This window comes from Rhodanobacter sp. 7MK24 (assembly GCF_014842995.1).
Classification (GTDB): domain Bacteria; phylum Pseudomonadota; class Gammaproteobacteria; order Xanthomonadales; family Rhodanobacteraceae; genus Rhodanobacter_A.
Genome location: NZ_JACYXL010000002.1, coordinates 64,019 through 87,478 on the forward strand (window position 1 = coordinate 64,019; position 23,460 = coordinate 87,478).

A 23,460-nucleotide genomic window follows, 5' to 3' on the forward strand; every position below is an offset into this window, starting at 1 on the left:
TTTCCCTGCCGTCTGGAGCTGACCGTGCCGCGCGCCCTGTTTTCCCCGTCTCCGCTGCGCCAGCGTTTCCGCCCCCTGTGGTGGCTGGGCGTCGCCTTCCTCGTGATCTGCTTTGTCACTCGTGTCGCGTTGCTGGTGATGTCGGGCGGCAACGTGTCACCGAACCCGGTGAACTGGCTGTATGCGTTCGGCGTGGGCCTGGGCTACGACCTGATCACCTTCGTGTACCTGGCATGGCCGATGGTCCTGTTCCTGTGGCTGGTGCCGACGCGGCGCGCGCCCGTCGCTGGTGCAAGCCGCTGGCTGGCTTATCTCGTCGGCATGGCAGTGCTGTACGCGGCCACGCTGGGCGTGTGCTTCCTGCTGTGGCATGTGCACGTGCACGAGTCGTGGCCGATCCTCGCGGTGTTCCTGTTCTTCCTGCCGATGCCGGCGTTGGCGTACAACCGCGCCAGCGGCCAGTGGGGGCTGTATGTCCTCGGACTGGTGCTGTTGTACGGCCTGCTGTTCGTGGCAGCGTCGGAGCTGGTGTTCTGGAACGAGTTCAGCTCGCGCTTCAACTTCATCGCGGTGGACTATCTCGTCTACACCACCGAGGTGATCGGCAACATCCGCGAGTCCTACCCGATCGGCACCTGGCTGGCGCTGCTGGTGGTGGTGGCACTGGTGGCCTTCGTGCTGAGCCGGCGCGGTCTGCGCGCGCGCGACGACGGCAGCACGCTGTGGCAGCGTGCCCGCGTGCCGCTGGTGTGGCTGCTGCTCACCGTGATCTCGGTGGCCTGGGTGAACGGCGAGATGAAGGACCGCACCACCAACAACTACGTCAACGAACTGGCCGGCAACGGCATCTACCAGTTCTTCGCCGCCTTCCGCAGCAGCCATCTCGAATACAAGAAGTTCTACCAGTCGCTGCCCGACGACGAGGCGTTCAAGCTGCTGCGCGAACAGCTCAAGGCGCCGAATGCCACTTTCACCAGCAACGACCCGCGCGACCTCACCCGCGCGATCCGCGCGGCAGGACCGGAGAAGCATCTCAACGTGGTGCTGATCAGCGTGGAAAGCCTGTCCGGCGACTACCTCGGTACCTTCGGCAACAAGCAGGGCCTGACGCCCTTCCTCGACTCGCTGGTGGACAAGAGCATCTTCTTCGACAATCTCTACGCCAACGGCACACGCACGGTGCGCGGGCTGGAGGCGTTGTCGCTGTCGGTGCCGCCCACGCCGGGCGACTCGCTGATACGCGAGCACGGCAACGAAGATCTGTTCTCGCTGGCCGACATCTTCAACGATCGCGGCTACGAGTCGGAGTTCGTGTACGGCGGCTACGGCTACTTCGACAACATGAACTACTTCTTCAGCCACAACGGCTACAAGACGGTGGACCGCGGCGCCATCGCGCCGGGCACGCCGATCCACAGCCAGAACGTGTGGGGCGTGGCCGACGAAGATCTCTACACGCTGGCCCTCAAGCAGATGGACGAGGCGCATGCCGCCGGGAAGCCGTTTTTCCTGCACATCATGACCACTTCCAACCACCGCCCGTACACCTACCCGGCGGGCCGCGTGAAGTGGCAGGCGCCGTCGCGACCCGGGTCGGTGGCTTACACCGACTGGTCGATCGAGGACTTCATCAAGCGTGCGCAGGCAAAGCCTTATTTCGCCGACACGGTGTTCGTGATCACCGCCGACCACTGCGCTTCCAGCGCAGGCAAGACCAGCATCCCGATCAACCACTACCACATCCCGTTGTGGATCTACGCGCCGCAGCAGTTCAAGCCGCAGCGCGTGGAAACCCTGCTGGGCCAGCTCGACATCCCGCCCACCTTGCTCGGCCTGCTCGACTTCAGCTATCGCTCGCGCTTCTTCGGCCAGGACGTGTTCCAGATCGCCCCCGAGCAAGGCCATGCGTTGCCCGGCACCTACGAGAAGCTGGGCTACGTGCATGGCGACACGCTCACCATCCTCGAACCGCGCAAGCGCCTCGAGCAGCTGAAGCCGAATTTCGCCACCGGCGATGCCACGCCCGTGGTGCCGGTGAAGCAGGACCTGGTGAATACCGCGATCGCGTACTACCAGGTGGCCAGTGATCTCTTCAAGGATGGCGGATTGAAGCTGCGCGCGGACGACAATGCGAAGGTCGAGCCGCTGCCGGCAGCGGCGGCCACGATTGCTGCGCCGGCACCGGTCACGAGCGTTCAATAGCGATCACCGCGCACTCGCGCTCAACTCACACCCGCAACCGGGTGTGAGTGCGTCGCTAATTCTTGTGCACTTCGAGTCCGGCTTGAGGCGCTGCCATACGCACCCGGACTTTCCGGACAACGTCCGTTACCGCACGCACGACCACGTCGGGAGCATACGTCTGCAGGTACTCCGACTTGCTGTCGACAAGGATCTGCCGGCCTTGCGTGGAGTACGCGGCCATGGCGGCCTCGTTGGCCAGCATCGCCTTCGTGACTTTGGCCCGTTGCGAGGGGGGTAGCCCGCCAAGCTCATTCGTGCCGCTCAGCACGATGATCGGCTTGTCGCCGAAATCGAAGTGAAGGCGCTGGAAGGCCAGTTCGGCATCCGACAAATCCCTGTCGGGTGGCGGATCGGTGTCCTGTGTCTCGGTCGATATCGCTTCCTGCTCGGAAGGACGAGCCAACTGCGCGTCGAGCAGTCGATGAAGCGCCGGATCGGCGTTCGGCGGATTGTCCATGCAGTCCGGGTAACGCGCTGGCGTCTTGTTCAAGGCACCCCTCTGCGCCAGGGCCACGCAAGTACGTGCCTGCCCGATCTCGTTCCGGGTACCGGCGCGCCACTGATCCAGCCACGGCTGGTCGAGGACTTTTCTGGCCGCTTCATCCAGGCCGAAACTGTCCGGGTCGATCAACACCAGGCCCGCGACTTCCCGCGGGAAGTCTGCGGCGTAAAGAGCGGCATACAGGCCACCGTTGGAATGCCCCACCAGGACGACTGGCAAAGGTATCGAAGCCTGCCTGATCAGCGCATGCAGGTCATTCGCCACATGGAAAGCGGTACTGGGACCCACAGAAGGGTCGCTGAAGCCCATGCCCGCACGGTCGTAGCTGCAGACGCGCGTGACGTCAGCCAGACGTCCTTGCACGCGCCGAAAACTCAGGTCGTCATCCCCCAGGCCGGCTTCGAGGATGACCACAGGTGTTCCCGCGCCCATGCAAAACAAATTCAGGCGACGACCATCCGGTAGCGGGATCAGGGTCTGTGCATGCTCATAGGCTGACGCCGGCACGTCCGTGACTGCGGTTCGAGGCACGGTAGTTGCGGCATCGGACGACCCGGCCCACAGCGCAATCGAAACGGTCCACGTGGCCAGAAGAATTCGCGCACGAGACGTATCGTGCATCAATCCGCCACCTTCTTCGGCAGCAGCCAGCGCACCGCCAGGATGCCCAGCTCGTAGAGCAGGCACATCGGTATCGCCAGCATGATCATCGAGGTGATGTCCGGCGGCGTGATCAGCGCGGCCACCGCGAACGCGCCCACGATGGCGTAGCGCCGAGCGTTGCGCAGCTTGGCGATGTCCACGAGGCCCACCGCGGCGAGAATCACCACCGCCACCGGCACCTCGAAACACAGGCCGAAGGCGAAGAACATCAGCATCACGAAGTCGAGGTAATGCGTGATGTCGGTCATCATCTCCACGCCGGCGGGAGTTACCGCGGTAAGGAAACGGAATGCCGCCGGCAGCACCAGAAAATACGCAAATGCGCAGCCGCAGTAGAACAACACCAGGGTGGCGACCAGCAGCGGCCGTGCCAGGCGCTTCTCGTGCTTGTACAAGCCGGGACTGACGAAGGCCCACAACTGGTAGAGGATCACCGGCATGCTGATGAACAGCGCGGCGTAGAAAGCCAGCTTCAGCGGCGTGATGAAGGGGCTGGCCACTTCGGTGGCGATCAGGTGCGCACCCTGCGGCAGGCGTGCCACCAGCGGCGCGGCCAGCTCCGAATACAGGCGGTTGGCGAACGGCACCAGCGCCACCAGCACCAGCAGCACGGCGGCGATGGCCTTGAGCAGGCGCGAACGCAGCTCGATCAGGTGCGAGAACAGACCCTGCTGCAGGTCGTCGCCGAGGTTGTCGGGCTCAGTGGCCGCCATGCGCCGGCTCCTTCGCTTCCACGGCAGCCGGTGGGTCGCCCAGCGGCAATGACGCCTGCGCCTGGGGAGGTATTTCCTCGGTGGTCGGCAACGACACGGGCGCGGCCGCGGACTTCAGCGTCTCCGCCGCTTCCTCCATCGGCTGGCGCACCTGTTGCACGCTTTCCTCGAGCTCGCTCTGCGCGGCTTCGGCGCGCGCAGCAGCCTCGCGAGCAACCCGCTTGATCTCTTCCACTTCCAGTTCGCGCTCCACTTCGGCGCGCACGCTGTCCCAGCCGTTGCGCACGCGGCGCAGCAATGCACCTGCCGTGCGCGCCGCGCCGGGCAGCTTTTCGGGGCCAAGCACGATCAACGCGACCAGCGCGAGCAGTACCAGCTTGCCGAAGCTGATCTCGATCATTGCCGCAAAACCCGGCCGCGCTTACTTCGACTCGTGCGAGTCGCGCTGATCCTGCGTGCTGGTGCTCGCCGACGACGGCGGCGGATCGGCGCGCAACTGTTCCTTTGTCTTTTCCTTCTCGTTCTCGCCTTCGTCACCGTGCATGGCCTTCTTGAAGCCGCGCACGGCGTTGCCGAGATCCGAGCCGACGTTGCCGATCTTCTTGGTACCGAAGATCAGCAGCACGATGACCAGGAGCAGGAGCCAATGCCAGATGCTGTCAAAACCCATGATGTTCCTCGAGGCGCTTCGGGGCGGAAACGGCTCCGCCCGCGAACCGCCGATCTTCGCACAAGGCGGTCAGCGTGAAGTGTACTCTTCCAGCGTGTCGCGGAACTTCACCACGTCCGGCGAAACATTGCTCACTCCGCCCTCGAAGATACGCCGCGGCGTGATGCCGGCTCCGTACACCGCCGCATTGGCGTCCTGGTCGATCTTCAGCACCGAGCCGTCCAGCGCCACGCCGGCGAACAGGCCGCGCGCGCGCGAATAGGAGTAGATCTCCGCCTTCAGTTGCTGGTCGGTGGCGGCCGAGGCGGTGCGGCCCACCGGACCGGCCGCGGCACTGGCGTCGGCGCCGATGGTGAATTTGCCGTTGACGATGGAATCCACGCCGCGCTGGGTGCGGAACACCAGGATCACGTCGGTGGAAGAGACGCCGATCTGGAAGCCGACGCTGCCTCCTCCGAAGGAGATGAAGCTGGGGTTGGACCAGGTGCCGTCCGGGCTCTTCACCGAGACCAGCCCTTCGCCGCGGCGGCCGCCGAACACGAAGCCGACCTTCAGCACGTCGGGAATGACCGCGATCGCCTTCGCGTCCCTGAGCAGATCGCTCGGAATGGACTTGTCCGGTGCCTGCTCGATCTCGTTCAACACGCGTACCGCGGCCTGCGCGCGCATCTGCGGCGTGTCGTCGTCGGCGTGCACGGCCATGGCCGGCAGCAGGAGGGCCGCGACTGGCAGCATGAAGCGATACAGAGATGTCTTCTTGAACATGACCAGCTCCGTCGTGGGGTGGGAAGGGGGCGCTTGTGGCAGACTCGCGGCAGTTTTGTCGCCAGCACCAGAATGCCTAGCCACGACCACTATACCGGCCCCGCCAGCCGTTCCGCCCACGCTGCCGTGGCATCCGTTCAGACTGCCGTGCTGCTGGTGAACCTCGGCACGCCCGCTGCGCCCACGGCCAAGGCGCTGCGACCCTGGCTCGCCGAATTCCTGTCCGACCCGCGCGTGATCGACTATCCGCGCTGGAAGTGGTGGCCGATCCTGCACGGCGTGATCCTGCGCCTGCGGCCGCGGCGTTCCGCGCACGCCTATGCGCGCATCTGGGATGCGCAAGGCTCCCCGTTGCGCTGGCACAGCGAAGCCTTGGCGAAGGCGCTGCAGGCCGAACTGGGGCCGGGGGTGCGCGTGGCATTGGCGATGCGCTATGGCGAACCGTCGGTGGCTTCCACCATCGAACAATTGCAACGCGAAGGCGCGCGTCACCTGCTGGTGTTGCCGCTGTATCCGCAATATTCCGCCACCTCCACCGGCTCGGTGATCGACGCGGTGGGCGATGCGATGAAGGCACTGCGCTGGCCGCCGGAATTGCGCCTGGTCAACGACTACCACGCGGATCCGGGGCACATCGAAGCGCTGGCCACGAGCATCGAAAGCTGGTGGGTCCAACACGGCCGTGGCGACAGGTTGCTGCTCTCCTTCCACGGCGTCCCCGAACGCTATGCGCAGCTGGGCGACCCCTATGCCGAGCAATGCCGCACGACTACGCGCCTGCTGCGCGAACGGCTGCGGCTGGACGAATCGCAGCTGCTGTTGAGCTTCCAGTCGCGCGTGGGCCGCGAACGCTGGCTGGAACCCTACACCGACGCCACCGTGCGCCGACTCGCTGGCGAAGGCGTGCGCAAACTCGACGTGGCGTGCCCGGGCTTTGCGGTGGATTGCCTCGAGACGCTGGAAGAAATTGCCATGCAGAACCGTGATTTCTTCGCTGCCGCCGGAGGCGAGAGCCTGCGCTACATCCCTGCGCTCAACGACAATGCAGAACAGGTGCGCAGCCTTGCCGCATTGGCACGACGGCATCTGCAGGGCTGGCCGGCGTGATTGCGCCGCGCGAACGCCGCATCGCACTGCCCCATCTCACCCTCGCCGCGCTGGAGTGGGGCGATGCGTCGGCTCCGGCGCTGGTCGCGTTGCATGGCTGGCTGGACAATGGCGGCAGTTTCGCCGCCCTGGCGCCGTTGCTGGCATCGAGCTATCGCGTGATCGCGCTGGACTTGCCCGGACACGGTCACTCGGATCATCTGCCTGCCGGCGTCAGTTACCACTACCACGATCATGTGCGGGCCGTGCTAGCCGCACTCGACGCACTGGAACTGCCACGCTGCGCCCTGCTCGGCCACTCGCTGGGCGCCGGCATCGCCTCGCTGGCGGCAGCGGCCGCGCCCGCGCGCATCGAGCGCCTGCACCTGATCGAAGGGCTGGGCCCGTTGGGCGACGACGGTTCGCACACATTGCAACGCTACCGCGATGCGCTGGCGGCGCCGCCGGCGAACGGCAAGGCGCTGCGCGTGTTCCGCAGCATCGAACAGGCCGCCAGCGCGCGCGCCATCGCCAGCGGCCTGGCGGCGGAACTTGCCCGCCCCATCATCCAGCGCGGACTGTGCGAAGCCGGGAGTGGCTGGCAATGGCGCAGCGACCCGCGCCTCGTACGCCCCACCGCGGTCCGCTTGGCCGAAACGCAGATCCATGCGCTGCTCGCCGGCATCGAGGCACCTACCGCCCTGCTGCTGGCGCAACCCGCCGCACCCTACCTGCCCGCGGCAACGATGCAGGCACGCGCCGCTTGCGTGCCACGCATCGAAGTCGCGCAGATGGCTGGCGGCCACCACCTGCAGCTCGAACATCCGCAGGCGGTGGCGCAATGGGCACTGCGCCACCTCGCATCCGCCCCGCACGCCGCACCTGCTCTGTAGGAGCGCACCCTGTGCGCGATGGCTTTTCGCTTCGACCAGGCGCCGGGGCAATCGCGCACAGAGTGCGCTCCTACGGCCGGATCAGCCCGAGATCGCCAATCGCTCCGACCGGTATATCTGCGCGGTGACGCCCATCGCCACCAGCGCCGCGGCCAGCGTGCCGGCTAGGCACAGCATGAGCTGGTCCGCCGCGATGCCGTCGCCGCGCAACTGCTGCATGATGCCGAGATTCTGGCCGAGCAGCGGCACTGCGTACATCCACGATTGCGCCTTGATCGGCAGGAAGGCGAGCAGCGCACTGGGGATCGCCGGAACCATCATCAGCAGCGAGACGTAGGTCTGCGCTTCGCGGTAGCTCTTGGCGAACGCGGCCACCAGGCTCTGCAGCGAGGCCAGCAACAGCACCAGCGGCAGCATCAGCAGCAGCACGGTGCCGGCGAAGTGCCAGCCGAGATCCAGTTCCATGCCCAGTTTTTCGGCGGGGATGAACTGGCCCACCACCGCGAACGCGAACAGGGTGATGGCGAGGCTGGCACAGGAGAACGCGCAGATCGCCGCGAGCTTGCCGGCCAGGATCTTCCAGCGCGCCACCGGGTTGGCGAACAGCGGCTCCAGTGATTGCCGCTCGCGCTCGCCGGCGGTGAGGTCGATGGCGAGGGGCATGCCGCCTATGAACAGCGCGATCACGAAGAAGTACGGCAGCATCGCGAACAGCAGCACCGCGCGCGATTGCGGCGTCGCCTGGTCGCGCTTGGCCACCAGCACCGGCCATGCGGTACCCGGCGACATGCCGCGCGCCACCAGCCGCATCGCACCCTGCTGGCGCGCGTAGGCTTCCACCAGCTTCTGCACGCGCTCCACCGCGCTGCTGGTGTCCTGCCGCGAGGAGTCGTAGAACATCTCCACCTGCACCGGCTCGCCCTTGCGCCAGGCCGCGCCGTAGTCGGCGGCGATGCGCAGCACCACGTCGGCGTCCTGCTTGCGCACGGCCTGGCCCGGATCGGCCACCGCCGCATCGGAGACGATGCCGCCCTCCCTCAGTGCGTCGAGCAGATGCGGCGCGTACTGTGCACCGATCACCGGGACATGCAGTGGCTTGTCGATCTTGTCCAGCTGCATGCTGACCTGCATGTTGATGAGCATCACGAACAGCACCGGCCCCAGCAGCGGCCCGGTGATGAAGGCACTCAGCACGGTGCGGCGGTCGCGCAGGTTCTCGCGCACTTCCTTGAGGAATACGGTAAGCATGGCGCCGGCGCGGCGCGCTTTCGAGGCGACGGCATTCATGCGGCAAGGCCCTCGTCGGTTCCGATGATCTTCACGAAGGCATCCTCCAGATTGGTTTCGCCGGTTTGCGCGCGCAGCGCATCGGGCGTTTCGTCGGCCACCACGCGACCGTGCGCGATCACCACGATGCGATCGCACAAGGCCGCCACCTCCTGCATGATGTGGCTGGAGAACAGCACGCAGCGGCCTTCGGCCTTCAACTGCTGCATGAAACGGCGCAGCCCGCGCGTGGCCATCACGTCGAGGCCGTTGGTGGGCTCGTCCAGGATCACGTTGCGCGGATCGTGGATCAGCGCGCGGGCGATGGCGGTCTTTACGCGCTGGCCCTGCGAGAAGCCTTCCGTGCGACGGTCGAGGATGTCGCGCATCTCCAGCGCATCGACCAGCGCGTCGTGGCGCTTGCGCAACGTGGCTTCGTCGATGCCGTGCAGGCGCGCGAAATATTCGATGTTCTCGCGTGCGGTGAGCCGCTTGTACAGGCCGCGTGCGTCCGGCAGCACACCCAGCGCGCGGCGTACCGCCAGCGGATCGGCCGCGGCATCGATGCCGTCCACCAGCACCTGTCCGTCATCGGGCTGCATCAGCGTGTAAAGCATGCGCAGCGTGGTGGTCTTGCCGGCGCCGTTGGGGCCGAGCAGGCCGGTGATTTCGCCGTCGCGTGCGGTGAAGCCGACGCCGTCCACGGCCTTCACCGTGCCGAAAGCCTTGTGCAGATTCCTGACTTCGATCACGAGAGGTCACTCCGGTTGAGGCAGAACTCCGGACGACGGGCCACCAGCGTCGACAACGTGGCCAGCATCGGAAGCAAGAGGACGGTGAGGAAATTCGGTGCCTTGAGCACGGCAGCCGCGAGCATGGCCGCAGCCCACAGCATGGCGTTCGCCAGTACGTAACGTTTTCTCATGGCGTGGCTCCGTTGAAATCGATGAAGAACGGCGTGGGTTGCAGGCGGTCGAGGCAGCTCGCATCCATCGTTTTCGGATCGAGCTGTTCGACGAAGTGCTGCACCAGCTGCGGCCCGCAGCCGGCCGCCATCACGCTGTGGCCCTGGCCCTTGAACAGCAGCACGCGCGCATTCGCCAGCGACTTCGCCACCTCGTCGGCATAGCGCGGCGGCGTCACCGGGTCGTACTGGCCGGTAAGCAGCAGCACGGGCTTGTCGGTCACAAGCGGTCGGTGGAAATCCGCCGGCCGCGTACCCTTCGGCCACGCCGAGCAGATCGCCTTGTAACCGTCGACCATATGCGTGCCGAGCAGGGTGTTGGCGTCCTCCGGACGCGCCGTGAGCAGGTCGGCATCCTCGCTGCAGATGATCGAGTACGACATGCCGTTGCCGGCGAGATCGGCCATGTCCACGGTAAGCAGCTTGGCCTGCCCCAGCAGCGGACCCACGTCGCCGTGCGCAGCCGCATCGATGGACAGCGGCAGCAACGCAGCGGTGACCGGCGAGTACGCGAACATGCGCACGACGCTGACCAGCGAGTCATCGCTCAGCACGCGCTGCACGGTCTGGTAGCTCTGCGGATCGCGGAAGCTGACCGGATGAGGGTTCGCACGCAACGCATCGCGCAACTGGATCAGCGTCTGGTACGGATTGCCGAAGCGCTGCTTGCATGCGGCATCGCTTTCGCAGCGCGCAAACTGGTCCTTCAGCGCATCCTCGAGGTTGCGTGCGAAGTCCTCGCCCAGCACCACGCTGTTGGGCACCGTGCTGTCCAGAACCACGCTGCGTACCGCGTCGGGATGGCGCATGGTGTATTGCTGCGCCACACGCGTGCCATAGGACACGCCGACCAGGTCGAACTGCGGCACAGCCAGCGCGCGACGCACGTCTTCCAGATCCTCCACCGCGTCGGTGGTGGTGTAGTAGCGCGGATCGGCATGCGACTGCACCTGCTTCAGGCAGGCTGCCGCCGCAGCACGCAGCTTGTCCGGGTCGAAGCCGCCGTCGTCGTTCGCATCGGCCTTGTCGTCAGTCTTGCAATCAAGTGCGTTGGAGCCGCCAACGCCGCGCTGGTCGACAAGCAGGATGTCGCGATGCGCGCGCAGTGGATCCAGCATCGCGCCGATCTGGCCCGCGTAATCGGTGGCGGCCTGCCCCGGGCCGCCGGCAAGGAAGGCCAGCATGTCGGGCTTGGCCACCTGCGCGCTGGAGCGCAGCACCGCCAGCTTCAATGCGATCTTGCGGCCTTGCGGCTCGGAACGGTTCTCCGGCACCTCCAGCGAGCCGCACCAGGCCGCCGCGCTCAGGCCGCTGTTCGGCTGGCCGAGGTTGCATGCGGTCAACGTGAGCTTGCCGAGCTGCCAGGTGCGCGACGGCGCCGGCTTCACTGCCACTTGCGCTTGTGCGGAAACCTGGCCCTGCGCCGCAGGCTCAGGAGTCGGCGACTGCCGCCTTGCGTGGTTGGCGGCGATGATCGCCGCGGCCACGGCCACGACGACGGCCATGCGCCTCTTGGGATTCATGCTCATGTATCGCTTCCTGGTTCGAAAATGGATTCGATCGGACGTCCAAACAACTTTGCTATCTTGAAAGCCAACGGCAGGCTGGGGTCGTACTTGCCGGTTTCGATGGCGTTGACCGTCTGCCGCGACACTTCCAGCCGCTCGGCGAGATCCGCCTGCGACCAACCCTGCTCGCCACGCAGTTCGCGCACTTGGTTGTTCATGGGTGACGTTGTGAGAGCAGGCGGCGGATCACGCCGTAGGCACCGATCAGCAGCAGCGGCACCCACAACGTTGCCCAAGGTGGTGCAGGCAATACGCGTGCGTTCTGCAGGAAGCCGCGGCTGAAGATAGCCATCCCGATCACCGCGCAGGTGGTGGCCACCGCCTGCCGTTCGATGCGCTGCCGAAGCGTGCGCGCCCGCGTTCCTGTCGAGATGGAGTAGCCACGACTATTCATCGCGCCTGCTCCTCGTCCGCCCCGCCGGGAGACGCACGGCGCTTGCGCCAGTACCGATAGCCTTGCCACGCCAGCACCAGCGCCAGGGACGAGCCCATGCCGACCAGCATCCCGATGTCGAAATCGTCGTGGCGCCAATAGACCGCGAGTGCCACCGCCATCATCAGCAGGAGGATCAATGCCAGGCGCTGACGGAAAGTGAAGCCGCCCTCGGCGCAGCTCATTTCGTTGCCATAGCGCCTGTTCACCAGCCAACGCGTGAGGCCATAAGCCGCCAACTGCAGCGGAAACACCCAGATCAGCACGATGCCATTCACTTGCACCAGTTTCGCCGCGGCGAGGAAGCCACCAATCAGGCTGGCCGCCCCCACCAGCGCCGTGGCCACGCCGAGTGCGACCAGATGCGTCCGCTGCTCCAGTTCGTCGCTATGCAGGATGCGGCGCGCCATCAGCGCTATCACGTAGAGCATCATCGCCACCGGTGCCAATGCCAGCAGCAGCTTCAGCGGTAGGCTGCCTGTGGTTCTCACCTCTGGCCACGCCAGCAGCATGAAACCGACGTACAGGGCCATCGCCACCATCACCCGACGCTGGTATTGCTTCTCCGTGAAGCGCCGCATCGGCGACTTGCCCCCGGTACTGGACTTGCGCATGGATCCCCCGCCCGCCATGTAAAGCAACCTTTACACGACAGCGTAGAACCGGCACACACGATCTGTCAAGCGTGCTTTACATGCATTCCGACGTACAGCGTCGCGTCAAACAAGTGACGCGAGGTCATTTTCCGACGCACAATGGCACAAAGGACGCCCGGCCTGTCTTCGGTGGCGGTCATTGGATCGGATTCCGAGCGTGGCTTTTTGCTGGGAAAGTTTGCCGCGGCCAGCCAAGGGAGCCTCTATGCCAGCACCGGCGCCCAGGCATTTATATTCATATATTTCAATAAGTTAAACGACATACATACAAAAATTTGTCACTTTTGTCGCCAAACTGCATAGGGACTTGCCTATCGGAAAGAGCGGGGGACTCGGCAGCAAGCCGGAAAACTTTAGGCTGTGAAGGTAAAGTGAGTAATCCATCACACTTTGGCCCGCTCTTTGCTGACCATCCCGTCGACAGCTTGCACCAACGACTTTTGAAAGGGTTTCGCCACGAATCCGCTGTGGAGACACCATCGAGCTGTTGCGTTTTTCACCCACACTCCAGAAGTCCAAGGAAACCTATGAACAAGATGCTTCTTTCCGCTGCCCTCGCCGCCACCCTTGGCGCCATGGCCTTCGTGCCGGCAGCTCAGGCAGCCACCACCAACACCGGCACCATCCAGATCACCGGCAAGGTCCTGCAGGACACCTGCACGGTCGCCGTCAACGGCGGCGCCGGCACCACCGTAACCCTGACCCCCGTCATGACGTCGAACCTGGCTGCTGCCAATGCCGTCGCGGGCGCCACCGCCTTCACCCTCAACCTCAGCAACTGCGACGCCAACGCCACCTCGGCGAAGCTGAGCTTCCAGGGCGGCGCAAACAACGCTGCCGACGGCAACCTCAAGAACAACGGCACCGCTGGCAGCGTCGAAGTCCAGTTGCTGGCCGGCGGCACCAGCGGCAGCGTCATCAACGTCGGCACCAACGCCAATGCTCCGACTGTCGCGCTGACCAGCGGCTCCGGCAGCACCAGCATGGCCGCCCAGTACTTTGCGACGGCGGCAGCGTCGGCCGGCCTGGTCAGCACCAGCGCCAGCATGACCTTCACCTACCAGTAAGGGCACAGCGTGCCGCAGTCGCTCGATGCAGGCTGCGGCACGCCTTTGCATCACCCCCGGCGTCCAGCCCGGCAGGGACACTCTCGATGAAAAACCTCTACTGCACCTTGGGCGCAGCCTTGGTCGCGCTCGTCGTCGGCGTCGGCTCGGCCCATGCCAGCGTCGTCGTCGGAGGCACCCGCGTGGTGCTCCCCGCCCAATCGGGCGAGGTCACCGTGCGCCTGACCAACGACAGCGACCACCCCGCCCTGGTCGAGGCGTGGATCGATACGGGCGACCTGAATTCGACGCCGGACAACGCCAGCTCCCCCTTCCTGATCACGCCACCGCTGTTCCGCATGGATTCGCACAAGGATCAGAGCCTGCGGATCATCTACACCCAGGGCGCCCAGCCACTGCCTGGCGACCGCGAGTCGCTGTTCTGGCTGAACGTGCTGGAAGTGCCGCCCAAGCCCACCGGCCAGCAAAACGCCGGCCAGAATTACCTGCAGTTCGCGATACGTTCGCGGCTGAAACTGTTTTATCGCCCCAGCAACCTGCAGGGCGATGTAATGAAGGCACCCGACAGGCTGGCCTTCAAGATTGCTGGCGGTTCGGAAGCCGCGCTGGAGGTGCATAACCCCACGCCTTACTACGTCACGATCAGCAAGCTTTCGCTCGGCACCGACGGCAAGACCATCGACGGTGCGGACGGCATGGTGGCGCCGTTCGGCGAACTGCGCCTTTCGCTCAAAGGGTTGGCCCAGGCTCCGGCTGCCGGCACATCCATCGCCTTCACGACCATCGACGACTACGGCGCAGCCAACGCGCACAAGGCCACCGTGACGCCATGACGCCACGGCGCGCCAGGCTTCACCATCCAGTTGGGCGCCGCGCGGCGCTCGCGATGGCGTGCGGCCTGGCGCTGGCGGCAACCATGGGTTGCCCCCGCACGACGTGGGCGGCCGCCGCCTCGAGCGCCCCGGCCGACGCCAGTGCCGAAGGCGGCTTCGCCAACTTCGATCGCAGCATGCTGGCCGGAGCCGGCCACGGCACGGCGGATCTCTCCCGCTTCGAGCACGGCAACCCCGTTCTGCCCGGCATCTACAACCTCGACGTCTACCTCAACAAGAACTGGGTCGGCCGCATGGATGTGCGCTTTGCCGCACCGTCCGCCGATGCCAACGCCGTGCCCTGCGTCAGCACCGAACTGCTCGACCGCATGGGCCTTGTTCCCGCCAAGGCCGATGCCGCGGCCGCCGCGAAACTGTCGTCGACAGCGTGCGTGAATCTGTCCGACTTGATCCCCGGCGCCACGTTGTCCTTCGATATGGCCGACCTGCGCATGGACGCCAGCGTGCCGCAGGCTTACATGAACCAGCGGCCGCGCGGCTGGGTCAATCCGGCTTCGTGGGACGCGGGGATACCGGCGTTTCTGCTCAACTACAACCTCAACGGCTACCACACCACCAACGACGGGCAGAGCCAGACCAGCACCTATCTGGGCCTGCGCTCCGGCTTCAATTTCGGCCTGTGGCAGTTCCGGCAAGACAGCACTGCCACCTGGCAGTCGAACACCGGCCAGCCGAGCCAGCACCACTGGCACACCATCGACACCTACGTGCAGCGCGCGCTGCCCGGGATGGGCGCCGTACTGAGCCTGGGCGACAGCTACACCGACGGTGCCGTGTTCGACAGCTATGGCCTGCGCGGCGTGCAGTTGGGCACCGACGACCGCATGCTGCCGCAATCGCTGCGCGGCTATGCGCCGGTGGTGCACGGCGTGGCCTACACCAACGCCAAGGTCACGGTGACCCAGAACGGCGTGCAGATCTACCAGACCACGGTCGCGCCTGGCCCGTTCGTGATCAACGACCTCTACCCCAACGGCTACGGCGGCGACCTGATCGTGAACGTGACGGAAGCCGACGGTCGCCAGCACAGCTTCACCGTGCCCTACGCCTCGGTGGCGCAACTGATGCGCGCCGGCGTCACCCGTTTCGACTTCGCAGCCGGCCAGCTGCGCGATGCGACACTGCAGAGCCGGCCCAATGTGATCCAGGCCGCGGTGCAGCACGGCTTCAGCGACCTCATCACCGGTTACGCCGGCGTGCAGGGTTCGGAAGGTTACGCCGCAGCCCTGGTCGGTGGCGCGCTCAACACGCGTTTCGGCGCGCTGGCGCTGGACATCACCCAGGCCCACGCAAGCATCCCCGGCTACGGCACCTACAACGGGCAAAGCTTCCGCATCAGCTACAGCAAGATAATTCCGGAGACCAATACCTCGCTCAGCGTGGCCGCCGACCGCTATTCCACCAGCGGCTTCCTGAGCCTGAGCGACGCGGAAGCCGCGCGGGACTACGCCAGCCACGGGATGGATGCACTGCAATACCAGCCATCCGACACGCAGACGATCGACGGCCTGCCGGTGCAGAGCCTGCTCACGCCGGCCCAGCTCGCGGCGCTGAGCGGAAGCGTCTACAACAGCAGCAGCATCTACACCGCGAGCGGCCTGCTGCAGCAGCGCAACCGCTTCACCCTGACCCTCAACCAGCAACTGGGGAGCAACGGCGGCTCGCTGTACGCCGACGCCTCGGTCAACGACTACTGGAACCAAGGCGGCAACGACACGCAGTTCCAGGTGGGCTACAACAACCATCTTGGGCGCATGGCCTACAGCGTCTCGGTCAGCCGCGGTCGCGTGGCACTGGGTGGCTATGACAACCAGGTGTCCTTCAACGCGACGCTGCCGCTGGGCAATACCCCGCATGCGCCCAGCATCTCGTTCAACCTCAACCACGACAACGAGAGCGGCACGCAGGAACAGGCCACGCTCAACGGTACGCTGGGCCAGTGGAACCAGTTCAACTACGGCGCCACTGCCTCGCATGGCGGCAACGACACCGGCAATGCCTACAGCGCGAACGCCGGCTACAACAGCCCCTATGCGACGTTCAACGCCAGCGTCGGCAACGGCAGCGGTTATTCGCAGGCGTCCGTCGGTGCCAGCGGTGCGGTAGTCGCCCATGCGGGCGGTATCACTTTCGGCCAACCGATCGGCGATACCGTCGCCATCGTGCACATGCCCGGCGCCGCCGGCGCGCACATCCTCAACGCACCGGGCCTCAGCGTGGATCGCAACGGCTATGCGCTCGTGCCGTACCTCACGCCCTACCAGCTCGACACCATCCAGATCGACCCGCAGGGCCTGCCTCTGGGCGTGCAGTTGGACGCCACCAGCGCCGACGTGGCGCCTTATGCCGGCGCGGTGGTGATGGTGAACTTCAAGAGCAAGTCCGGCCGCGCGATGATCGCCCGCATCCACCTGGCCAATGGCCAGCCCGCTCCGTTCGGCGCACAGGTGTTCGACGCCAAGAATCAACCGCTGGGCGTGGTTGGCCAGGGCGGCCTGGCCCTGCTGCGCGGCGTTGCCGCCGACGGCCGGCTCAGCGTGCAGTGGGATGATGAGCAGGGCGCGGCGCACATGTGCGGGTTCCCGTATGCGCTGCCCAGAACTGACAGAAATGCGCAGGCCTATCCGCAGGTCCAGGTGATGTGCACCGCCGGAAATGACGCACCGCAGAAGCAGAAGGAGAATCGGGCATGACCAGCAGAGCCTCGTGGTCCATGCGCCTGCGCGCCATCCGTTGGAATGCGCTGCTGCTCCCGGCTGCCGTCGCGTTGCTTGCCGCGACGGAACCTGCAATGGCCGTCCAGCACACCGCAGCACAATCCATGGCTGTCCGGGCAGCCGCGCAGGCTGCGGCGGCGGCGTCTCCCGCATGCAGCCCGTCGCCGTCCGCGGCAAGCATCACGTTGCCCGCGGTCAGCATTTCGCCCAGTCAAAGCAACGGATTGATCGGCTCGCCTGTCAGCGTATCGGTCACTTTCGATTGCTCCGTTCCCTTCTTGAACGACAGCGACTACTCGGACAACTTCACGTTGATGACCGGCAGCCTGGCGCCGTTCGATACGACTACGACACCGCCAAGCGGCAACGGCGGCATCATGTTCACCACGAACCTGCAGGGGATCGAGGCGCAGCTCACGGCGACGCAGGTCCAGGCGAGCAACGGCGGCAACGGCCCCGATGGACAGGCCGGCTGGGCAATGGGGTCCATCGCCTGTGCCGGCTATACCAACAGCTGGTCTTGCACACCCGCCAACACCATCACGGTGACGTTCACCGCGCAGCTCGTCAAAACGGGCACGGTCGTCGCTGGCACGGTGAACAGCATCAAGCTCCTGCAGTTCTTCGACCAGGATACGTATCAGGCCAGTAGCGGCGGCGCGAACAAGACGTACGCCCCTTCGGCATCGTTTGGCACGCTGACTTTGAATTCGGTCAAGGTGTCTGCAAATGCATGTACGGTCACCGTCGACCCCACCGTGGTGACATTGCCCGCGGTTCTCGTTTCCGCCTTCACCGGCGCGGGCACGACGACCGGCCAGACGCCGTTCAATGTGCAATTGAACTGCCCGGCAGGTACCAATCTCAGCATCACCCTGGCTACCGCGAGTCCACAGACCGGCACCACCAGCGTGATCGCGCCGACCTCGGGCAGCGGCTACGCAGGCAATGTCGGCGTGCAGTTGCTCAACAGCAGCGGCAATCCCATCACTTTCGGCACGGCTATTTCCGAAGGCAAGACGACCGCCGGCGCCATGAATCTCCCGTTCAGTGCGCGCTATTACCAGACTGCATCGGGCGTCACCGCAGGCCAGGTGACCGCAACGGCCACCTATACGCTGACCTACCAGTAGTCGTTCCACGGGCATCGAACCAGCAGCACAGCGAACCCGGTGGTGCCCACGGCGTTCCCGCCGTCAATCGTAGGTGCGCACCACCACGTCCACTGCCGGTTTGCCATCACCCGCCGTGGGGGCATAGCTGGCCAGGTAACCGAGCAGGCGATCGTTCGCCACACTTGCTGCATCGATGCGTTGCACGGTGCGCGAATAGGTTCGACCGGCGTCGACCGCGGACTGGCCGCAAGCCAAATGCCGGGAGGCTGTCTCACCGGACTGGGTCGACAGCGAATCGGCTCGAATGGCGTCGCCGGCGCAGGTCGGCTCAAGCACCATGCCGACGAAATTGATGTGTCCGCCTTGCGCCCACGCGGCAGGCATCGCGAGGGCGATGAGCGAACCAAGCATCCAGCAATTCCAATTGCGCATGAGCCACCCCCGACGGCGCGCAAAAGCGTGCGCCTCGAGGAGCTGTCGGCTGCCGACTGGGCAACTTGATGGGGCATGGCTGACCTGTTCGCAAAAATGCGAACCAGATCACACTATTGAAAACGGGAGCTCCACAACCGAGCACAGGGTTTCTCGACACATCGCGGACAAACTTGAGGCAGTACATGAAGTCCGCTGTCATCGCAGGCCCCGGTCGGCCGCCTCAACGCGAGCTGATGTACTTCTCGCGGCGAATTTGCGGCACCGGCAGGCCGAACTCCTTGAGCGCATTGAAGGCGGCATCGACCATGTTGGGATTGCCGCAGAGATAGGCGATGTCGCGCTCGGCGCCCGGCGCCAGTTCGGCCAGCACGCCCTGCACGTGGCCGCTGCGATCAGACGTGCGCGGCACGGCGCGCGGTTGGCGGCTGAGGCAGCCGTGAAAGGTGAAGCCGGGGTGGCTCTGCGCGAAGGCTTCGAACTCCTCGCCGTAGAGCAACTCGGTTTCGTTGCGCGCACCGTAGAGCAGCACCACTTCGCGCCCCCCCTGCGCCAGCAGCTTTTCGATCTGCGGCAACATGGCGCGATACGGCGTGACGCCGGTACCGGTGGCGATCAGCAGGTAGCGCGGATGCACGTCGCCCGGCTGCAGGCAGAAGCGGCCGTAGGGCCCGCTGGCGTCGATGACGCCGCCGATCGGCAGTTCGCCCAGGAGCCTGGTGGCTGCGCCGCCGTCCACATAGCTCACCGCGATCTCGATGCGTTGCGCCGGCGAGCTGCCGTCGCCCACGGTGGCCACGGAGTAGCTGCGCTTGGTGGGCGTGCCGTCGTCGTAGTGGAAATGGATTTGCAGGAACTGCCCCGGCACGAAGGCCAGCGGCTGGCCATCGACGCGCTCGAACACGAGGTGGCGCACGGTGGGAGCCAGCATGCGGCTGTCGACTAGGCGTAGCGGGAAATGGTCTGCCATGGATAGTGTTCCGGAAACGGTGCGTGCGCCGGACGGCGCAAAACGGCCCGCTATAATAGAAGGCTCGCCCATTCCGGTGCAGCCAACCCATGAGTTCCGTCCCCGCGCTCGTCGTCGACAATCTGCGCAAGACCTACGGCAACGGCGTCGAGGCCCTCAAGGGCATCAGCCTGACCGTGCAACCCGGCGACTTCTTCGCCCTGCTCGGCCCCAACGGCGCCGGCAAATCCACCCTGATCGGCATCCTCTCTTCACTGGTGAATTCCAGCGGCGGCGATGCGCAGGTATTCGGCGTCTCGGTGAACCGGCAGCGCAACGAGGCGATGAAGCTGATCGGGCTGGTACCGCAGGAAATCAACTTCAACCAGTTCGAGAAGCCTTTCGACATCTGCGTCAACGAGGCGGGCTTTTACGGCATCCCACGCAAGATCGCCGCCGAGCGTGCAGAGAAGTACCTGAAGGAGTTACGTCTGTGGGACAAGGCGCAGATGCAGGCGCGCACCCTGTCCGGCGGCATGAAGCGGCGCCTGATGATCGCCCGCGCGATGATGAACGAGCCAAGGCTGCTGATCCTCGATGAACCCACCGCGGGCGTGGACATCGAGATCCGCCGCTCGATGTGGCAATTCGTCAGCGGCATCAACGCGGCCGGCACCACGGTGATCCTCACCACGCACTACCTGGAGGAAGCCGAGCAGCTGTGCCGCAACATCGCGATCATCGACCACGGCACCATCGTAGAGAACACCACGATGAAGCAGTTGCTCTCCACGCTCGACGTGGAGACCTTCGTGTTCGACGTGGCCGGCATCCCGGACGAACTGCCCGCGTTGCCCGGCGTCGCGCTGCGCCGCGTGGACGAACATACGCTGGAGGCGGAAATGGCGCGCACCCACGACCTCAATTCGCTGTTCTCCGTGTTCACCGCGCACGGCATCACGGTGACCTCGATGCGCAACAAGACCAACCGGCTGGAGGAACTGTTCGTGCGCCTAGTGGAGCATGGCCGCAACGGACAGGAGCAAGCCGCATGAGCAACGCAGCAGCCAACCTGGTCGCCCTGAACACCGTCGTGCGCCGCGAGATCGTGCGCATCCTGCGTATCTGGACGCAGACGCTGATCCCGCCGGTGATCACCGTAACGCTGTATTACGTGATCTTCGGCAAGCTGGTCGGCAGCCGCATCGGCAACATCGACGGCGGCTTCACCTACATGCAGTACATCGTGCCGGGCCTGGTGATGATGAACATCATCACCAGCAGCTACGCCAACATCTCCAGCTCGTTCTTCGGTGCCAAGTTCCAGCGCTCGGTGGAAGAGATGCTGGTGTCGCCGATGCCGCCATGGATCATGCTGCTCGGCTACGTGCTTGGCGCAATGGCGCGCGGCCTGATCGTCGGCGTGCTGGTGCTGCTGGTCGCCCTGCTCTTCACCCACCTGCACATGATCCATCCGCTGGTGGTGGCGGCGTCCGTAGTGCTGGGCTCGGCGATCTTTTCGCTGGCCGGCTTCGTCAACGCCATCTACGCGCGCAAATTCGACGACGTGGCGCTGGTGCCGACCTTCGTGCTGACGCCGCTCACCTACCTCGGCGGCGTGTTCTACTCGGTGAAGATGCTGTCCGAACCGTGGCAGTCGATCTCGCGCGCGAATCCGATCCTGTACATGGTCAACGCCTTCCGCTACGGCGTACTCGGCATCAGCGACGTGCAGGTGGGCGTGGCGTTCGCGGTGATGCTGGGCTTCGTAGCGGCGCTCTCCGCATTTGCGCTGTACCTGCTGAAGCGGGGCGTGGGCTTGCGCTCGTAATGCTCTTGATCGTCATTGCCGCGAATGCGGGGATCCGGCACCTTTCCACACATCAAGGCGCTGGATTCCGGCTTTCGCCGGAATGACGGCATTGAAGGTCTCGGAAATACTCCACTCCATGCGCGTCAACAAATACATCAGCGAAGCAGGCCTGTGCTCCCGCCGCGAGGCGGACGAATGGCTGGTGGCGGGTCGCGTCACCATCAACGGCGAGGTGGTCGGCACCGGCGCCAAGGCGCTGGAAGGCGACGAGGTACGGGTGGACGGCGAGCTAGTCAAGGCGCGCATCCTCGCCGCCACGCCAGCCGCCAAGAAAGCCGCCTACATCGCGCTGAACAAACCGGTTGGCATCACCTGCACCACCGACGCCACGGTGAAGGACAACATCGTCGACTTCGTCGACCACCGGCAGCGCATCTTCCCGATCGGCCGCCTGGACAAGGATTCGGAAGGACTGATCCTGCTCACCAGCAACGGCGACATCGTCAACGAGATCCTGCGCGCGGAAAACAACCACGAGAAGGAATACCTGGTGGCGGTGAACAAGCCGGTCACCGAGGAATTCCTCGCCGGCATGGCGCGCGGCGTGCGCGTGCACGGCCAGATGACCAAACCCTGCCGCACGCGCAAGATCGCCAAGTTCGGCTTCGCGATCGTGCTCACGCAGGGCCTGAACCGGCAGATCCGCCTGATGGCGGCGGCGTTCGGCTACCGCGTGACCCAGCTGCGCCGTGTGCGCATCGTCAACGTGAAGCTCGGCCACCTGAAGCCCGGCCAGTGGCGCAACCTCACCGATGCGGAACTGAAAGGGTTACTGCCGGGCCGCACGCAGTGGTGACCTGGGGCTTCCTGTAGGAGCGCCCCCCTGTGCGCGATGGTTTTTGGTTTCATCAAGCGCCAGGGCATCGCGCACAGGGTGCGTTCCTGCAAGGCGAACATCAGGCGGCGGGCAACTCTTCCAGATTCCAGCGCGGACGCACCTCGACCGCTTCGCCTTGATGCTGGCCGCTGGCCAGCCGGATCGCGCCGGCCAGCGCGATCATCGCGCCGTTGTCGGTGCAGAACGCCAGGCGCGGGAAGTAGGTGCGGAAACCGTCCTTTTCGCCGGCCGCAGCCAGTTCCGCCCGCAGGCGGCGGTTCGCGCCCACGCCGCCGGCAATCACCAGCCGCTGTGCACCGGCGGCCTCAAGCGCGCGGCGGCACTTGATGACCAGGGTATCGACGATGGCCTCCTCGAACGCGCGGGCAATGTCGGCGCGGGTCTGCTCGCCTTGGTCGGACTGCTGCCAGGCCAGCAGCACCTGCGTCTTGAGCCCGGAAAAGCTGAAATCCAGCCCCGGCCGGTCAGTCATCGGCCGCGAAAAGCGGAAGGCGCCGGGCCTGCCCTGCTCGGCCAGCCTGGCCAACGCCGGGCCTCCGGGATATGGCAGGCCCATCATCTTGGCGGTCTTGTCGAAGGCCTCGCCGGCGGCGTCGTCCAGCGTGTCGCCGAGTATGGTGTATTCGCCGATGGCCTTCACCTGGACCAGCAGAGAGTGGCCGCCGGAAACCAGCAGGGCGACGAAGGGCGGCTGCGGCGGGTCTTCTTCCAGCAGCGGCGCCAGCAGGTGACCTTCCATGTGGTGCACGCCGATCGCCGGCACGCCCAGCGCCCAGGCCAGCGCACGCCCGGCCGCCGCCCCTACCAGCAGGGCGCCGACCAGGCCGGGGCCGGCGGTATAGGCCACACCGCCCAGGTCGGCCGGCGTCATCCCGGCCTCGGCCAGCGCTTCGCGCACCAGCGGCAGCAGTTTGCGCACATGGTCGCGGCTGGCCAGCTCCGGCACCACGCCACCATAGTCGGCGTGCAGCTTGATCTGACTGTACAGGGCGTGGGCCAGCAGGCCGCCGCCCGGGGCGGCCGGTTCCCAGCGCAGGATCGCCACGCCGGTTTCGTCGCAGGAAGTCTCGATGCCCAGCACCGGCTTGCCCGCCACGGGCAGGCGGGTCGCGGCTTCGGGCTGGGGCTTTGAAAATCTCTCGTCGGTCACGGT

General features: G+C 65.6%; 25 protein-coding genes. 10 read left to right on the top strand and 15 right to left on the bottom strand.

The window, feature by feature from the left end; all coding sequences use genetic code 11:
• The first annotated feature begins 24 nt into the window (after positions 1 to 24).
• Positions 25 to 2,202: a sulfatase-like hydrolase/transferase gene (locus tag IHE49_RS05110; RefSeq protein ID WP_343227542.1), complete on the top strand. Its 2,178-nt coding sequence runs from the start codon at positions 25 to 27 to the stop codon at positions 2,200 to 2,202.
• A 55-nt stretch (positions 2,203 to 2,257) separates the two neighbouring features.
• Here the strand turns inward: IHE49_RS05110 and IHE49_RS05115 are convergent, their stop codons facing one another.
• From IHE49_RS05115 to IHE49_RS05135, 5 genes are all read right to left on the bottom strand, one after another.
• Positions 2,258 to 3,367, bottom strand: coding sequence for an alpha/beta hydrolase (locus IHE49_RS05115; protein ID WP_192155587.1), 1,110 nt, complete (start codon positions 3,365 to 3,367; stop codon positions 2,258 to 2,260).
• Complete coding sequence (tatC, locus tag IHE49_RS05120) at positions 3,367 to 4,122, bottom strand: twin-arginine translocase subunit TatC (protein ID WP_192155589.1); 756 nt, start codon at positions 4,120 to 4,122, stop codon at positions 3,367 to 3,369. Before tatC ends, IHE49_RS05115 begins: the two co-directional genes overlap by 1 nt.
• Entirely contained in the window at positions 4,109 to 4,522 is a 414-nt protein-coding gene (gene tatB, locus IHE49_RS05125; protein WP_192155591.1) for a Sec-independent protein translocase protein TatB, read from the bottom strand. Before tatB ends, tatC begins: the two co-directional genes overlap by 14 nt.
• A 21-nt stretch (positions 4,523 to 4,543) precedes the next feature.
• Positions 4,544 to 4,792 (bottom strand): Sec-independent protein translocase subunit TatA, encoded by a 249-nt coding sequence (gene tatA / locus IHE49_RS05130; protein WP_192155593.1) that lies wholly within the window; start codon positions 4,790 to 4,792, stop codon positions 4,544 to 4,546.
• A gap of 69 nt (positions 4,793 to 4,861) precedes the next feature.
• Positions 4,862 to 5,557 carry a lipid-binding SYLF domain-containing protein gene (locus IHE49_RS05135; protein ID WP_192155595.1) on the bottom strand — a complete coding sequence of 232 codons (696 nt, stop codon included), beginning with the start codon at positions 5,555 to 5,557 and terminating at the stop codon, positions 4,862 to 4,864.
• Positions 5,558 to 5,629: 72 nt separating this feature from the next.
• Here IHE49_RS05135 and hemH point away from each other — a divergent pair, with 72 nt between their 5' ends.
• Complete coding sequence (hemH, locus tag IHE49_RS05140) at positions 5,630 to 6,664, top strand: ferrochelatase (RefSeq protein WP_192155597.1); 1,035 nt, start codon at positions 5,630 to 5,632, stop codon at positions 6,662 to 6,664.
• The gene (locus IHE49_RS05145) at positions 6,661 to 7,536 is read left to right on the top strand and encodes an alpha/beta fold hydrolase (RefSeq protein WP_192155599.1); all 876 of its coding nucleotides are present in this window, start codon (positions 6,661 to 6,663) and stop codon (positions 7,534 to 7,536) included. The genes hemH and IHE49_RS05145 overlap by 4 nt, the downstream gene beginning before the upstream one ends.
• An 81-nt stretch (positions 7,537 to 7,617) precedes the next feature.
• On the opposite strand, the gene IHE49_RS05150 is transcribed toward IHE49_RS05145, so the two are convergent.
• From IHE49_RS05150 to IHE49_RS05180, 7 genes are read right to left on the bottom strand one after another with little or no spacing between them, the layout of a single operon-like run.
• A complete protein-coding gene (locus tag IHE49_RS05150; RefSeq protein ID WP_192155602.1) occupies positions 7,618 to 8,823 on the bottom strand; it encodes an ABC transporter permease in 1,206 nt (401 codons plus the stop codon).
• A complete protein-coding gene (locus IHE49_RS05155) occupies positions 8,820 to 9,554 on the bottom strand; it encodes an ATP-binding cassette domain-containing protein (protein ID WP_192155607.1) in 735 nt (244 codons plus the stop codon). Before IHE49_RS05155 ends, IHE49_RS05150 begins: the two co-directional genes overlap by 4 nt.
• The gene (locus tag IHE49_RS05160; RefSeq protein ID WP_192155609.1) at positions 9,551 to 9,727 is read right to left on the bottom strand and encodes a hypothetical protein; all 177 of its coding nucleotides are present in this window, start codon (positions 9,725 to 9,727) and stop codon (positions 9,551 to 9,553) included. The genes IHE49_RS05155 and IHE49_RS05160 overlap by 4 nt, the downstream gene beginning before the upstream one ends.
• Positions 9,724 to 11,295, bottom strand: coding sequence for an alpha/beta hydrolase (locus IHE49_RS05165; protein ID WP_192155611.1), 1,572 nt, complete (start codon positions 11,293 to 11,295; stop codon positions 9,724 to 9,726). Before IHE49_RS05165 ends, IHE49_RS05160 begins: the two co-directional genes overlap by 4 nt.
• Positions 11,292 to 11,492: a helix-turn-helix transcriptional regulator gene (locus IHE49_RS05170; RefSeq protein ID WP_192155613.1), complete on the bottom strand. Its 201-nt coding sequence runs from the start codon at positions 11,490 to 11,492 to the stop codon at positions 11,292 to 11,294. The genes IHE49_RS05165 and IHE49_RS05170 overlap by 4 nt, the downstream gene beginning before the upstream one ends.
• The gene (locus IHE49_RS05175; protein WP_192155615.1) at positions 11,489 to 11,728 is read right to left on the bottom strand and encodes a hypothetical protein; all 240 of its coding nucleotides are present in this window, start codon (positions 11,726 to 11,728) and stop codon (positions 11,489 to 11,491) included. Before IHE49_RS05175 ends, IHE49_RS05170 begins: the two co-directional genes overlap by 4 nt.
• On the bottom strand, positions 11,725 to 12,381 hold the full coding sequence (locus IHE49_RS05180; protein ID WP_225578198.1) for a hypothetical protein: 657 nt from the start codon (positions 12,379 to 12,381) through the stop codon (positions 11,725 to 11,727). Before IHE49_RS05180 ends, IHE49_RS05175 begins: the two co-directional genes overlap by 4 nt.
• 569 nt (positions 12,382 to 12,950) lie before the next feature.
• Here IHE49_RS05180 and IHE49_RS05185 point away from each other — a divergent pair.
• From IHE49_RS05185 to IHE49_RS05200, 4 genes are all read left to right on the top strand, one after another.
• Complete coding sequence (locus IHE49_RS05185; protein ID WP_192155617.1) at positions 12,951 to 13,490, top strand: type 1 fimbrial protein; 540 nt, start codon at positions 12,951 to 12,953, stop codon at positions 13,488 to 13,490.
• Positions 13,491 to 13,576: 86 nt separating this feature from the next.
• Positions 13,577 to 14,323 (top strand): molecular chaperone, encoded by a 747-nt coding sequence (locus tag IHE49_RS05190; protein ID WP_192155619.1) that lies wholly within the window; start codon positions 13,577 to 13,579, stop codon positions 14,321 to 14,323.
• Positions 14,324 to 14,406: 83 nt separating this feature from the next.
• Positions 14,407 to 17,076: a fimbria/pilus outer membrane usher protein gene (locus IHE49_RS05195; protein WP_192155621.1), complete on the top strand. Its 2,670-nt coding sequence runs from the start codon at positions 14,407 to 14,409 to the stop codon at positions 17,074 to 17,076.
• A gap of 20 nt (positions 17,077 to 17,096) precedes the next feature.
• Positions 17,097 to 18,233: a fimbrial protein gene (locus tag IHE49_RS05200; protein ID WP_192155623.1), complete on the top strand. Its 1,137-nt coding sequence runs from the start codon at positions 17,097 to 17,099 to the stop codon at positions 18,231 to 18,233.
• Positions 18,234 to 18,296: 63 nt separating this feature from the next.
• On the opposite strand, the gene IHE49_RS05205 is transcribed toward IHE49_RS05200, so the two are convergent.
• Entirely contained in the window at positions 18,297 to 18,626 is a 330-nt protein-coding gene (locus tag IHE49_RS05205) for a hypothetical protein (protein ID WP_192155625.1), read from the bottom strand.
• Positions 18,627 to 18,870: 244 nt separating this feature from the next.
• Complete coding sequence (locus IHE49_RS05210) at positions 18,871 to 19,617, bottom strand: FAD-binding oxidoreductase (protein WP_192155627.1); 747 nt, start codon at positions 19,615 to 19,617, stop codon at positions 18,871 to 18,873.
• Between the two features lie 89 nt (positions 19,618 to 19,706).
• Between IHE49_RS05210 and IHE49_RS05215 the strand changes: the two genes are divergently transcribed.
• From IHE49_RS05215 to IHE49_RS05225, 3 genes are all read left to right on the top strand, one after another.
• Positions 19,707 to 20,651 carry an ABC transporter ATP-binding protein gene (locus IHE49_RS05215; protein WP_192155629.1) on the top strand — a complete coding sequence of 315 codons (945 nt, stop codon included), beginning with the start codon at positions 19,707 to 19,709 and terminating at the stop codon, positions 20,649 to 20,651.
• Complete coding sequence (locus IHE49_RS05220) at positions 20,648 to 21,427, top strand: ABC transporter permease (RefSeq protein WP_192155631.1); 780 nt, start codon at positions 20,648 to 20,650, stop codon at positions 21,425 to 21,427. Before IHE49_RS05215 ends, IHE49_RS05220 begins: the two co-directional genes overlap by 4 nt.
• Positions 21,428 to 21,545: 118 nt before the next feature.
• Entirely contained in the window at positions 21,546 to 22,265 is a 720-nt protein-coding gene (locus tag IHE49_RS05225; RefSeq protein WP_192155633.1) for a pseudouridine synthase, read from the top strand.
• Positions 22,266 to 22,365: 100 nt separating this feature from the next.
• On the opposite strand, the gene tsaD is transcribed toward IHE49_RS05225, so the two are convergent.
• A complete protein-coding gene (gene tsaD, locus IHE49_RS05230; RefSeq protein WP_192156074.1) occupies positions 22,366 to 23,388 on the bottom strand; it encodes a tRNA (adenosine(37)-N6)-threonylcarbamoyltransferase complex transferase subunit TsaD in 1,023 nt (340 codons plus the stop codon).
• Positions 23,389 to 23,460 lie beyond the last annotated feature (72 nt).

Coding starts and splice junctions, on each gene's coding strand:
- IHE49_RS05215 (WP_192155629.1), top strand. CDS start 19,707: ATGAGTTCCGTCCCCGCGCTCGTCGTCGACAATCTGCGCAAGACCTAC.
- IHE49_RS05170 (WP_192155613.1), bottom strand. CDS start 11,492: ATGAACAACCAAGTGCGCGAACTGCGTGGCGAGCAGGGTTGGTCGCAG.
- IHE49_RS05190 (WP_192155619.1), top strand. CDS start 13,577: ATGAAAAACCTCTACTGCACCTTGGGCGCAGCCTTGGTCGCGCTCGTC.
- tatC (WP_192155589.1), bottom strand. CDS start 4,122: ATGGCGGCCACTGAGCCCGACAACCTCGGCGACGACCTGCAGCAGGGT.
- IHE49_RS05180 (WP_225578198.1), bottom strand. CDS start 12,381: ATGCGCAAGTCCAGTACCGGGGGCAAGTCGCCGATGCGGCGCTTCACG.
- IHE49_RS05115 (WP_192155587.1), bottom strand. CDS start 3,367: ATGCACGATACGTCTCGTGCGCGAATTCTTCTGGCCACGTGGACCGTT.
- hemH (WP_192155597.1), top strand. CDS start 5,630: ATGCCTAGCCACGACCACTATACCGGCCCCGCCAGCCGTTCCGCCCAC.
- IHE49_RS05210 (WP_192155627.1), bottom strand. CDS start 19,617: ATGGCAGACCATTTCCCGCTACGCCTAGTCGACAGCCGCATGCTGGCT.
- IHE49_RS05225 (WP_192155633.1), top strand. CDS start 21,546: ATGCGCGTCAACAAATACATCAGCGAAGCAGGCCTGTGCTCCCGCCGC.
- IHE49_RS05200 (WP_192155623.1), top strand. CDS start 17,097: ATGCGCCTGCGCGCCATCCGTTGGAATGCGCTGCTGCTCCCGGCTGCC.
- tatB (WP_192155591.1), bottom strand. CDS start 4,522: ATGATCGAGATCAGCTTCGGCAAGCTGGTACTGCTCGCGCTGGTCGCG.
- IHE49_RS05195 (WP_192155621.1), top strand. CDS start 14,407: ATGGGTTGCCCCCGCACGACGTGGGCGGCCGCCGCCTCGAGCGCCCCG.
- IHE49_RS05175 (WP_192155615.1), bottom strand. CDS start 11,728: ATGAATAGTCGTGGCTACTCCATCTCGACAGGAACGCGGGCGCGCACG.
- IHE49_RS05160 (WP_192155609.1), bottom strand. CDS start 9,727: ATGAGAAAACGTTACGTACTGGCGAACGCCATGCTGTGGGCTGCGGCC.
- IHE49_RS05185 (WP_192155617.1), top strand. CDS start 12,951: ATGAACAAGATGCTTCTTTCCGCTGCCCTCGCCGCCACCCTTGGCGCC.
- IHE49_RS05135 (WP_192155595.1), bottom strand. CDS start 5,557: ATGTTCAAGAAGACATCTCTGTATCGCTTCATGCTGCCAGTCGCGGCC.
- IHE49_RS05205 (WP_192155625.1), bottom strand. CDS start 18,626: ATGCTTGGTTCGCTCATCGCCCTCGCGATGCCTGCCGCGTGGGCGCAA.
- IHE49_RS05165 (WP_192155611.1), bottom strand. CDS start 11,295: ATGAGCATGAATCCCAAGAGGCGCATGGCCGTCGTCGTGGCCGTGGCC.
- tatA (WP_192155593.1), bottom strand. CDS start 4,792: ATGGGTTTTGACAGCATCTGGCATTGGCTCCTGCTCCTGGTCATCGTG.
- IHE49_RS05220 (WP_192155631.1), top strand. CDS start 20,648: ATGAGCAACGCAGCAGCCAACCTGGTCGCCCTGAACACCGTCGTGCGC.
- IHE49_RS05150 (WP_192155602.1), bottom strand. CDS start 8,823: ATGAATGCCGTCGCCTCGAAAGCGCGCCGCGCCGGCGCCATGCTTACC.